The organism is Mucilaginibacter mali, from assembly GCF_013283875.1.
GTDB classification, from domain to species: domain Bacteria; phylum Bacteroidota; class Bacteroidia; order Sphingobacteriales; family Sphingobacteriaceae; genus Mucilaginibacter; species Mucilaginibacter mali.
Window position 1 is genome coordinate 3,894,707 of record NZ_CP054139.1, and the last position, 12,242, is coordinate 3,906,948.

Genomic DNA, 12,242 nt, shown 5'->3' on the forward strand with positions numbered 1-12,242 from the left:
AATCAAGCATTTTAATAAATGAAAATTCTTTTCCCTTATGGAAATAAATTAAATTTGTCCCTAATTTTTCTAATACGAACGAATAACAATTTATAATGCTCCGCCCAAAAACTAATCTCCGCTTAATCAACCTTATCCTGCCTGTAACATTTACGCTTTGCGTGCTTTTAGCACCCGGGTGTAAAAAAGGCACAAAAACATCCGGCGAAGACACCGGCCCAACGGTTACCCCATCGCTAAAAATAGACAGCACCACTATCACCAGCGGCACGGCCGAGGGATCGAAAGAAACCGGCGCCAATACCGATGACCAGGTAGAAGGCTCGACTTTTGGTAGCGTAGTAACCATTGCCTTTGGTACTACGGTGAATATCACCAATGCGGTATCGGGCGTAACCATTGTACAAAGCGGCGCCAACCTGGTGATCACATCAAAAGTTGATGGCGTTGAATATAAAGTATCCGGAACTACCACCAACGGCTCGGTTAAGATCTATAGCGATAAAAAGTTTAAGCTTACGCTGAATGGCGCTAACATCACCAGCACCAGCGGACCGGCTATTAACATCCAATCTAAAAAACGCTGCTTTGTTGTTTTGGCCGATGGCAGTACCAATACGCTGACCGACAGCCCTACCTACCCTACATCAACCGAAGACATGAAGGGAACCTTCTTCAGTGAGGCCCAACTGGTGTTTAGCGGCACGGGCAGCTTAACGGTGCAGGGCAACTATAAGCACGCTATTTGCAGCGACGATTATGTACACATCCGCACCGGCACCATTACGGTTACCGGCGCTGTTAAGGATGGCATCCACAGCAACAGCGGCTTTATTGCCGATGGCGGCACCGTGAAGATCACCGCTAATACCGGCGACGCCATTGAGTGTGAAGAAGGCAGCATGATCATTAACGACGGAAAGTTTACTCTTGCCAGCAACGAGAAAGGAATCAACGCATCGTACGAGGGTACCGACGCGACCATCACGCCTTATATCAATATCAACGGCGGTACTTTAAATATTAATGTTGGAACGGGCGAAGGTATTTCCACCAAATTATCTGCCATCACCATTAACGGCGGCAATATCGCCATCACTTCGTCCGACGATTGCCTGAACGCGGCCAAAGCAATCAATATCAACAGCGGCTTTTTGTACCTGTATAGTAAGCTGAACGACGGTATGGATTCGAACGGCACCATCACCATAACCGGTGGCAAAACTGTTGCCATTGGCACCACCGCCACCGAGGCTGGCCTTGATTGCAATACTAACGTGATGAAACTGACCGGCGGCGTGGTAGTAGGCATAGGCAGCGAAACCAGCGGCCCAAGCGCTACGGCATCAACCATTAACTCGCTGGTAATGGGCAGCGGCACCGCCAACCAACTGGTTCACATTGAAGCTGCCGACGGTACCGATGCCATGACCTTTTTAGCGCCTTTAAACTATACCACCATGCTTTATGCCTGCGCCAAGGTAAAATCGGCAACGGCTTATACCGTTTACACCGGTGGCAGCGTGGCAGCGGGTACAAACTTCCGTGGCTTGTATACCAGTGGCAACTATACTAAAGGCGATAAGAAATCGATATTTACTACCAGCGGAGTGGTGACACAAACGGGCGGGACAGTTAGTACGAAATAAATCTATACAGCTGTAGAGACACGATACTTCGTGTCTCCCCGTTGAAAATTATACGTTATGGCAATGTAGAGACACGATACTTCGTGTCTCTTTTTGTTTTTTGGATCTCCATAAGAGAGACACGAAGTATCGTGTCTCTACATCATTTTACTTCTTCGCTCCCGCCTTCAACTGCGCCTCAAAATAATCGTGGAAATACAGTAACTGGTATTTAATGGAGTTTTGCCAGTAAGGCCAGTTATGCGCGCCGGGGCGAACATAAAAATCGTGCGGGATGTTGCGCAGCATCAGCAGATCGTGCAGGTTGCAGTTTACTTTATAAAAAAAGTCTTCGGTGCCACAGTCGATGATGAGCGACAGGTGACCCGGCGTTAGCAGGTTCACCATATTGATCACCGTATTCTTTTCCCAGTATTCAGGATGTTCGGCATAGGTACCCAGTTTCTCGGCCATCTTCCAGTTATTGGGGAACGGGCGTATATCCACCCCGCCGCTGGTGCTGCCTGCCGCACCAAAGGTGTCCTGGTGCTTGAAGGCTAAATATAAGGCACCGTGACCGCCCATGCTCAAACCAGTAATGGCGCGGCCGGTGCGGCTCTTTAACGTCTTATAATGATTATCGATCCAGGCTACCAGTTCAGTACCTACATAGGTTTCATACTTCCAGTCGGATAACACGGGGCTGTCCAAATACCAGCTTGATACGTTGCCATCGGCGCAAACCACCATCATATGGTAGTTATCGGCAAGCTCCTGAATGGCCGGGACATTATTGGGCCAGTCGGAATATTTGCCGCCGAAGCCGTGCAGCAGGTAAACCACCGGCATGGCGCTCAATTTATCGTAATCGTTAGGGCGAATCACCACCGCTTTTATCTTTTTGTGCATGGCATCGCTGTAGGTCTCTACGGTATCCACCTTAGCGGCGATGGACAGCTTGGCGATCAGTAATAAATTAAACAGGACAAGGCCCGCACGGAACAATTTTTTCATGATGATGGATGTATGGATTTATCAGGAGCCTCACCTAATCAAACTAATTTCTTAAGCCTCTCTCCTTTGGAGAGGGGTTTGGGGTGAGGTTCCCACACCCCAAACATAATAAATGTCATTTTAACACACAAAGGCCGTTTATGAATATTTAAACATCTGTATACAAATAAATTTGCAATTGTATAAGCACTTATATAATTTGCGGTATGAATTTATACCAACGTTTAGGATATCTTGCTTTAGGCAGCCGTTTAAGGCGATTGAGCGAGGCGTTCCTTTCCGAAATTACCTATGCTTATCAACAGGAAGGCATTGAGTTTGATGCTGCCTGGTTCCCGGTGTTTTACCTGCTATCGCAAAACGAAGCATTAACTATTAAGGAACTAAGCGAACAAACCGAGGTATCGCACCCGGCTGCCAGTCAGTTGATTACCAACCTTAAACAAAAAGGCCTGGTAATGGCCACTCCCGGTATCGACGATGCACGTAAGCAACTTATTACTTTTACCGGGAAGGGCCGTGCGCTACTGCAACAGGTGTTGCCCGTTTGGGATGCCATTATGTTAAGCATGGATGAAATTAGCCGTAATCAACCCGGCTGCGATGCCATGCTGCCCGCCATTACCGCATTTGAGCAGGCCCTGCAACAGCACGATCTATATAACCACATCAGCAAAAATCTGAACAAACAACTAACCCCCGCCGATAAATGAACACCACCTTCCACTACGGCACCGAACATTTAACCATTGGTATTTGCCTTGATATTGCCGCGGGCAAAACCAAAGGTATTATTGGCGATGATGCCCGCGCCGCTATCCGCAATTCGCGGGGATATGTAGAGCAGATCGTTCACGAGCATCACCCGGTTTATGGCATCAACACCGGTTTTGGCCCGCTTTGCGATACCCGCATATCCGAAGAAGATACCTGCTTGCTGCAAAGCAATATCCTGCGCAGCCACAGCGTGGGCGTGGGCAACCCTATCCCGCAGGAGATAGCCAAGATCATGATGATCACCAAGGTGCATGCCCTGGCACAAGGTTTCTCGGGCGTTGCCCCCGAAACTTTAGACAGGCTGATCTGGCATATCGATAACGATATTATCCCCTTCGTTCCCGAAAAAGGTTCGGTAGGTGCCTCGGGCGATTTGGCTCCCCTATCGCACTTATGTCTGCCCTTAATTGGTTTAGGCGAAGTATTTGAACATGGACAAAGGGTAGCATCGGATACCGTCCTTAAAAAACACAACTTACAGCCGCTAATTTTAGGCCCTAAAGAAGGCCTTGCTTTAATTAACGGCACCCAATTTATACTGGCCTTTGCGGTAAAAGCCGTACAACGATTGAACGATGCTTTGAATCGTGCCGACCTGATCGGGGCCATGTCTTTAGAAGGGCTGATGGGTTCGGCCAGGCCTTTTGATGCGCGCCTGCATAACATTCGCCCATATAAAGGCACCAAATATGTGGCTAAGCGATTAGCGACCTTGTTAGATCATTCCGAAATTAACACCTCGCACGCCAATTGCGACCGGGTGCAGGATCCCTATTCGCTGCGCTGTATGCCGCAGGTACATGGTGCATCGCGCAATGCCTGGCTGCATTTAAAGGAGTTGACAGAGATAGAGTTAAACTCCGTTACCGATAACCCGGTGATATTCAGTGCCGATGATACTATTAGCGGGGGAAACTTCCACGGGCAACCGATGGCTCTGCCTTTAGATTACGCCACCGTAGCCGCCGCCGAACTGGGGAATATTGCCGACCGCCGCTGCTACCTAATGAGCGAAGGCCGCTACGGTTTACCCAAATTGCTGGTGAATGATGCCGGATTAAACTCGGGCCTGATGATACCGCAATACACAACGGCCGCGCTGGTGACCGAAAATAAAACGCTTTGTTTCCCGGCCAGTGCCGATAGCGTACCTACATCGCTGGGGCAGGAAGATCATGTATCCATGGGATCTATCAGCGGGCGCAAGCTGCATACAGTGATCGACAATTTGGAATATATACAGGCTATCGAACTGCTATACGCCACCCAGGCGATGGATTTCCGCAGGCCGCTACGCTCTACCGAGGTGATAGAAGCCTGCCACGCGTTGGTCCGCGAACATGTGCCGCATATACAGAACGACCGCGTTTTTGCCGATGACATTAAACAACTGCACCAAATAATAACCGATGGCAGCTTTTTGGCCCTGGCCGATGCTGTTGCCGCAAAAAACCATATCAATTTAAGTCATGACGAGTTCGGAATTTATTAATACCTATGCCAACCACCCGGTGTACAAGGCGCCAACGGGTACACAACTGCACGCCAAAAGCTGGCAAACCGAAGCGCCTTTACGCATGCTGCTCAACAACCTGGATGGCCAGGTAGCCGAAAACCCCGAGGATCTGGTGGTTTACGGCGGTATAGGCCAGGCAGCGCGCAACCCCGAAGCACTACGCAAGATCATCGAATTATTGCTGGAGTTGGACGAGCACCATTCCTTACTGGTACAATCGGGCAAGCCGGTAGGCATTGTGCGCAGCCACCCCGAAGCACCGCGGGTATTGATAGCCAACAGCAATTTGGTACCTGCCTGGGCCACCTGGGAGCATTTTAACGAGCTGCGCGCCAAAGGCCTGATGATGTACGGGCAAATGACAGCCGGCAGCTGGATATATATCGGTACCCAAGGTATTTTACAGGGCACTTACGAAACCTTTGTGGAATGCGGTAACCAGCATTTCGGCGGCGACCTTGCGGGTAAACTGATCGTTAGTGCCGGTCTTGGTGGTATGGGCGGCGCTCAGCCTTTGGCCGCTACCATGGCCGGGGGGGTATTTTTAGGTGCCGATGTAGATGCATCGCGCATACAAAAGAGGGTAGATACGCAATACATCGACCGCATGACCGAATCGTACGACGAAGCGATAGCCTGGGTGAAGGAAGCCATGGCCAAAAAAGAAACGCTATCGGTAGGTTTGGTGAGCGATGCCGGCGATATGCTGGCCAGGCTAATAAAAGACGGCATTGTGCCCGATATGCTCACCGACCAAACATCGGCCCACGACCCGCTGAACGGTTATATCCCCGATGGTTTAACGTTGGAAAAAGCCGCCAGTCTGCGCGCCAGCGATCCACATATCTATAAGCTGCGCTCGCTAAAAAGCATGGCCCGCCATGTGGGCCTGATGCTGCAACTGCAACAAATGGGCGCCATAACATTCGACTACGGCAATAACCTGCGCGAGTTTGCCCGTCAGGGTGGTGAGCCGGATGCTTTTAACTTCCCGGGCTTTACACCGGCTTATATCCGCCCGTTGTTTTGCGAGGGTAAAGGGCCGTTCCGCTGGGTAGCTTTATCCGGCGATCCTGAAGATATTTATACTACCGACCGGGCGCTGATGGAGGCCTTCCCCGAAAATAAAGCGCTGATCAACTGGCTGCAAAAAGCGCAGGATAAGATCGCATTTCAGGGCCTGCCCGCGCGCATCTGCTGGCTGGGTTTAGGCGACCGGGAGAAAGCCGGTTTGCTGTTTAACGATTTGGTGCGTACCGGCAAGGTAAAAGGCCCCATCGTAATAGGCCGCGACCATTTAGATTGCGGATCGGTAGCATCGCCCAACCGCGAGACCGAGAGCATGAAGGATGGTTCGGACGCTGTGTCGGACTGGCCGCTGCTTAACCTGATGGCCAACGCATCGGGCGGGGCTACATGGATATCGTTCCATCATGGTGGTGGCGTGGGCATGGGCTATTCGCAGCATGCGGGTATGGTAATTGTTGCCGATGGCACCGACCGCGCCGATACCTGCCTGAAACGTGTGCTGCATAACGACCCGGCCATGGGCATTTTTCGCCATGCCGATGCGGGATATGATAAAGCTGAAGAATGGGCGGAAAAGTTTGGGTTGAAGGTGTGGTGAAGAAGCCCAAAGCAGAAGGCTTAAAGCATAAAGCTTTGTAATAATCAATAATGCAGATCCAGCTTTCGGCTTTATGCCTTAAGCTTTTAGCTTAAAAAAATGAAAAAACTAACCGGCCCATTCACTCAAATATTACCCATGACCGGCCTGCCCATAAAAGGTGCGCTAAAGGACGAGCAAATGCACATCATTTCGCAAGGTGGCGTACTAACCGAGAACGGCCGCATTGTTGCCTTGGGCGATTTTAAAAAGCTGCGCAAGGAAAACCCATCGGCACAAGTGGAAAAAATAACTGGTCAGCATGTTTTACTGCCGGGCTTTGTGGATTGTCATACGCACATCTGCTTCGGCGGCAACCGGGCAAAGGATTATGCCATGCGCATACAGGGTAAAACCTATTTAGAGATAGCCAGGGCCGGTGGCGGTATCTGGGATTCGGTAACCCAAACGCGGGAAGCGAGCGAAGCCGAATTGATAATCACCTTAGTACAACGCGCCGAAAGGCACCTAAGTGAGGGCGTTACCACCATTGAGGTTAAAAGCGGATACGGCCTTAACATCGATAACGAATTAAAACAACTGAAAGCCATTAAACAGGCGGCGGGGCAAACTAAAGCAAGCCTTATCCCTACCTGCCTGGCCGCGCACATGAGGCCGAAGGATTTCAACGGTTCATCTATCGAATACCTCACCCATGTCTTGCAGGACCTGCTACCCATTATCAAACAGCAGGAACTGACCAACCGGGTAGATATCTTTATAGAAGAAAGCGCGTTCAACACTTTTGATGCGACGAAGTATCTATTGGCAGCCAAGGAAATGGGCTTCGATATCACCGTCCACGCCGATCAGTTCACTGCCGATGGCAGCACGGTAGCTGTGGAAATGGGCGCAGTATCGGCCGATCATTTAGAGGCCAGTACCAAACACGAGATCAACCTGCTGGCCAACTCAGATACCGTAGCTGTAACGCTGCCCGGTGCTTCGCTGGGTTTGGGAATGAATTACGCACCAGCCCGTAAATTATTGGATGGCGGTGCTTGTGTAGCCATAGCCAGCGATTGGAATCCCGGCTCGGCCCCCATGGGCGATCTGCTGATGCAGGCCGCCGTAATGAGCGCCGCCGAAAAGCTAAGCACAGCCGAGGTATTTGCCGGACTAACCTTCCGCGCCGCCAAAGCTTTAAACTTAAATGACCGGGGTGTATTAACCGAGGGTTATCGGGCAGATATGCAGACTTACCCTTGCGCTGACTATCGGGAGATATTGTATTACCAGGGGAAACTGAAACCGGATATAATTTATGTAAACGGCGACCTTATATAGCTTGTCATTTCGACCAGCGGCAGAAATCTTATACGACTTACTTATCGCACGTACAAGATTTCCCGCTATCGCTCGAAATGACAAATTTGAGAACGAATAACACAACCGACCAATGACAAAACTAATAGAATGTGTACCTAACTTTAGCGAGGGCGTTAACCTCGATATCATCAAACAGATCACCGACGAGATCGAATCAGTAGATGGCGTTAGGCTGCTGAATGTGGATCCCGGCAAGGCCACCAACCGTACCGTAGTAACCTTTGTAGGCGAACCCAACGCGGTGATCGAAGCCGCCTTTTTAGCCATAAAAAAAGCCGGTGAACTGATTGACATGAGCCGCCACAAGGGCGAACACCCGCGCATGGGCGCTACCGATGTTTGTCCGCTGATACCGATCAGTAACATCAGCATGGAAGAAACCGCCGAATATGCCCGCAAGCTGGCCAAACGGGTTGGCGAAGAATTGCAGATACCGGCCTACCTGTATGAATATGCTCAGGCCGATAAAAGCCGCAGTAACCTGTCGGTTATTCGCACGGGCGAGTACGAGGGCTTCTTCAAGAAGATCAAACAGCCCGAATGGGCACCCGATTTTGGTCCGGCGGAATTTGATGCCAAACGAGGTGGCACGGTTATCGGCGCGCGCGATTTCCTGATCGCTTATAACGTTAACCTCAATACCACCTCAACCCGCCGCGCCAACGCCATTGCCTTTGATGTTCGCGAGGCCGGTCGTATGGTAGATGGCGTTAACCACCCCGGTACGCTGAAATCGGTAAAAGGTATAGGCTGGTTTATTGAGGAGTACGGTATCGCGCAGATCTCCATGAATTTGACCAATATCGCGGTTACGCCGCTGCATATCGCTTTTGATGAGGTTTGTAACAAGGCTACCGCCCGTGGCATCCGCGTAACGGGTAGTGAGTTGGTAGGCCTGGTACCCCTGCAAACCATGCTTGATGCCGGCAAATACTTTCTGCGCAAGCAACAACGCTCGGTAGGTGTTAGCGAGAGTGAACTGATCCGTATCGCCATTAAATCGATGGGGCTGGACGAATTGGCGCCCTTTAAACCCGAAGAGCGGATCATCGAATACCTGCTGAAAAACGATAGCAATAATAAACTCATTAGCATGACGCTTACGGGCTTCGCCAACGAAACGGCCAGCGAAAGCCCGGCGCCGGGTGGTGGTTCCATTTCGGCTTATGTGGGTTCGCTGGGTGCCTCGCTGGCTACTATGGTGGCCAACCTCAGTTCGCACAAAAAAGGCTGGGACGATAGGTGGGAAGAGTTTAGCGACTGGGCCGAGCAAGGCCAGCGCTACAAAGACGAATTATTGCAACTGGTTGACCTGGACACCGTAGCCTTCAACAAAATTATGGAAGCCTTTGGCTTGCCCAAAGGCACCGACGAAGAAAAGGCCGCCCGCAGCAAAGCCATTCAGCATGCCACCAAATACGCTATTGAGATACCGTTTAAGGTGATGCAGGCGGCGCTCAACAGCATGGATGTAATTGAAGCCATGGTGCAAACCGGCAACCCCAATTCGGTAACTGATGCCGGCGTGGCTGCCCTATGCGCACGTACCGCCGTGCTGGGCGCGTTCATGAATGTGAAGATCAACGCTTCGGGTTATAAGGATAAGATTTTTGTGGATGGCATCATCGCCAACGGTAACGAGATAGCCAAGCAAGCCGTAGCCCGCGAGGCGAGGATTGTTGAGATGGTAGATGCGAAGATCGGGTTGAGTTAGAAAGAAAATTGTCATTGTGAGGGGCGTAGCAACGTGGCAATCTCATAGGCAGGTCCTCGTTGCTTGTCCTATGGGATTGCCGCGCTATCGCTCGCAATGACAATACTTTACCAACAGTCGAATGATATCACAGCGAATTATGTGGTGATTCAACGGTTCAGACATTTAGGGCGATGCCTCCGGCCCGGGCTTTACGCTACAAGTCCTCGCCACCCCGGCGCACAAGCCAGCCCGGCTGTGGGCTTTCCGCTGCAATCCCTATCGCTATACCCGGTATCTGTGTCCCCACAGGCACTTTTTAGCCTATTCAAAAATGCTCATCAAAGCTTCCCAAAGGGCTTCGTTGGTGCTGTCGTCAAAGTCAAACTGCTCGTCTATTTGTGCAGAAAAGTCTGTTAGTTCACGGCTCATGGCTTTTTCATTTTTATTATGCAAACATAGTAATTTATACCAAAACCAAAACGGTATATGTTATATATTTATTAAACGAACAAATCCCGGTAACGGGTGTTGTTTGGATATCATCCAATAACCCCTCCCCATGAAAAAACTGATCATCTTCGACCTGGACGGCACGCTGGCCGAAAGCAAGGCTGCTATCGATACGGAAATGGCCGATATCCTCACCCGCCTTTTGCAGGTAGCCCGCGTCGCTATCATCTCCGGCGGCGACTGGCCACAATTTGAAAAGCAGGTTTTGGCCCACCTGCCCGATAAGCGATGGATGAAGCGCCTATCCATCCTGCCCACCTGCGGCACCAAGTTTTACCAGTTTAAAAAAGGCTGGCAGCCCTTATACGCCGAAAACTTTACGGCCGAAGAGAAGAGCACCATCATTAATAACCTTAACGCCGCGGTAGAGCAAACCGGCTTTAAGCCCCGCAAAACCTGGGGCGATCAAATTGAGGACCGGGGCAGCCAGGTCACCTTTTCGGCATTAGGGCAGCAGGCGCCGCTGGAACAGAAGAAAAAGTGGGACCCAAAATTCGCGAAGCGCAAAAAGATCAAGAAGATACTGAACGGAACGCTCTCGGGCTTCTCGGTAAATATGGGCGGGGCCACTTCTATCGATGTTACCAAGCCGGGGATTGACAAGGCTTATGGCATCCGCAAGCTAAAAAAGGTGCTGGACATTAAAATATCGCAAATGATATTTATTGGCGATGCCCTTTTTGAGGGCGGCAACGATTACCCCGCCCGCACCACCGGCGCCGATTGCATACAGGTGCGCGACCCCGAGGAAACCAAGCGGGTGGTGGATGCGATAACGCTTTGCCTGGACAAAAAGTAGTTTGACAGCACAACCGCTCAAATATAAACCAAGACGACGCGGAAATCCCGCAAGCGTGCGATGTTTTACATGCCCCTGCCAAACGATGAAAGGGTATTACCAGTTTAAAGCCGGTAAGCGTTATTGCTTATTATTCCTTTTCGTCCCGAAAAAATCTTTGCGTCACTTCTATTGGCCCAACTATCTGATCATTAAATTCTTCCAGTTCTTCGGCTGGCACCCATAGTTCGTTATGGATAGGGCCGCCAACATTCTGCACTTCAAATTTCTTCAGATATTGGGCATCGACAGCAAATTTGGTAACATAGCCCGAACCCGATGCCGGCACATTCCAGTCACGCGCTATCTGAACAGCATATTCCTCATTCATCACCGGGTAAAAGATAGGTTGCTGTGCCAGGCGCTTGGGAAACCGTTTCCAGCCCGACTCCTCGATCTTGGCCAGTTCGTTTGGCCCGACAGGGCGATATAGGTATGTGGTTTCTTTTGACATTGGTGGAATAAGTCTTGCCGTTTAAAATGCAGAGTCACGGTTAAGTGCTGATTCAGCAACAGCTAAATCATTAATAAATATACGTTTGATTGTATCAACAACCTCTTTTTTATTATATCTTTTAGAATTTCTTCGCGACAATCTATAGTGTTCGGTAGCTACTAATTCTGTTAATTGCCTAACCGTATTAATTTTCAGTTCTTTACCAAATAAGTAACTAAATCTATACATACCTATGGAGGCAGCAATCGCTATTAAGGCATACAGCCAATTAATAAAAAGCAAACCAAAAGAAAGAATGAAGCAAACGGTAATAAACCAGCCTAACCAGTTTTTAATGCCTAAAATATTTACCCGGATGCCGAGCTGATCACGAAATTGCCTTACCTTATAAATTCGATTTCTTCGTGGAAATATGAAAGACAGTTCTGTGTCAAGTGTCAGGCTATCCCTATCGATGGAACAAGTACCAATAATAGCATCACGAATTTTATAAAAAGCTTGCTGTGAAGTGCAGCTATTTACGCTTTCACCTTCAATTCGATCCATTACAATATCACACAAATCACCAAACGTTTTAACGTCTTTAAAGTCCCCTTGCTTAAAGTTTAGTCTAAAAGACTTTTCAATTTTCAGAATTATATCCTCGATCTCCTCAGGATCGCAATTATTCAGCTTAAAAACTTCTATATCTGCCATAGCATTTTGTTACTTGCACAAATACTACACCTGTTCTTCAAAAACCTCTGCCTACCGGGGATTGCCACGCTATCGCTCGCAATGACGTGGCGGAAACAATGCCCCAATGACAGCG

General features: G+C 49.6%; 10 protein-coding genes. 7 read left to right on the forward strand and 3 right to left on the reverse strand.

Annotation, left to right across the window (positions count from 1 at the left end):
• Positions 1-95: 95 nt before the first annotated feature.
• Complete coding sequence (locus HQ865_RS16175; RefSeq protein WP_173415893.1) at positions 96-1,649, forward strand: carbohydrate-binding domain-containing protein; 1,554 nt, start codon at positions 96-98, stop codon at positions 1,647-1,649.
• 147 nt (positions 1,650-1,796) lie between these two features.
• On the opposite strand, the gene HQ865_RS16180 is transcribed toward HQ865_RS16175, so the two are convergent.
• Positions 1,797-2,642, reverse strand: a complete 846-nt coding sequence (locus HQ865_RS16180; protein WP_173415894.1) for an alpha/beta hydrolase — start codon at positions 2,640-2,642, stop codon at positions 1,797-1,799.
• A gap of 206 nt (positions 2,643-2,848) precedes the next feature.
• Between HQ865_RS16180 and HQ865_RS16185 the strand changes: the two genes are divergently transcribed.
• The 6 genes from HQ865_RS16185 to HQ865_RS16210 all read left to right on the forward strand — a co-directional run bounded on the left by HQ865_RS16185 (position 2,849) and on the right by HQ865_RS16210 (position 10,935).
• On the forward strand, positions 2,849-3,355 hold the full coding sequence (locus tag HQ865_RS16185; protein WP_173415895.1) for a MarR family winged helix-turn-helix transcriptional regulator: 507 nt from the start codon (positions 2,849-2,851) through the stop codon (positions 3,353-3,355).
• Positions 3,352-4,911, forward strand: coding sequence for a histidine ammonia-lyase (gene hutH, locus HQ865_RS16190; protein ID WP_173415896.1), 1,560 nt, complete (start codon positions 3,352-3,354; stop codon positions 4,909-4,911). The genes HQ865_RS16185 and hutH overlap by 4 nt, the downstream gene beginning before the upstream one ends.
• Complete coding sequence (hutU, locus tag HQ865_RS16195) at positions 4,889-6,562, forward strand: urocanate hydratase (protein ID WP_173415897.1); 1,674 nt, start codon at positions 4,889-4,891, stop codon at positions 6,560-6,562. Before hutH ends, hutU begins: the two co-directional genes overlap by 23 nt.
• Positions 6,563-6,661: 99 nt before the next feature.
• Positions 6,662-7,888, forward strand: coding sequence for an imidazolonepropionase (gene hutI / locus HQ865_RS16200; RefSeq protein WP_173415898.1), 1,227 nt, complete (start codon positions 6,662-6,664; stop codon positions 7,886-7,888).
• 112 nt (positions 7,889-8,000) lie between these two features.
• Positions 8,001-9,644: a glutamate formimidoyltransferase gene (gene ftcD / locus HQ865_RS16205; protein WP_173415899.1), complete on the forward strand. Its 1,644-nt coding sequence runs from the start codon at positions 8,001-8,003 to the stop codon at positions 9,642-9,644.
• A gap of 541 nt (positions 9,645-10,185) precedes the next feature.
• Positions 10,186-10,935 carry an HAD-IIB family hydrolase gene (locus tag HQ865_RS16210; protein ID WP_173415900.1) on the forward strand — a complete coding sequence of 250 codons (750 nt, stop codon included), beginning with the start codon at positions 10,186-10,188 and terminating at the stop codon, positions 10,933-10,935.
• Between the two features lie 130 nt (positions 10,936-11,065).
• Here HQ865_RS16210 and HQ865_RS16215 read toward each other — a convergent pair whose 3' ends face one another.
• Together HQ865_RS16215 and HQ865_RS16220 are read right to left on the reverse strand one after the other, a co-directional pair.
• Positions 11,066-11,428, reverse strand: coding sequence for a hypothetical protein (locus tag HQ865_RS16215; RefSeq protein WP_173415901.1), 363 nt, complete (start codon positions 11,426-11,428; stop codon positions 11,066-11,068).
• A gap of 21 nt (positions 11,429-11,449) precedes the next feature.
• Complete coding sequence (locus tag HQ865_RS16220; RefSeq protein WP_173415902.1) at positions 11,450-12,127, reverse strand: hypothetical protein; 678 nt, start codon at positions 12,125-12,127, stop codon at positions 11,450-11,452.
• Positions 12,128-12,242: the final 115 nt, after the last annotated feature.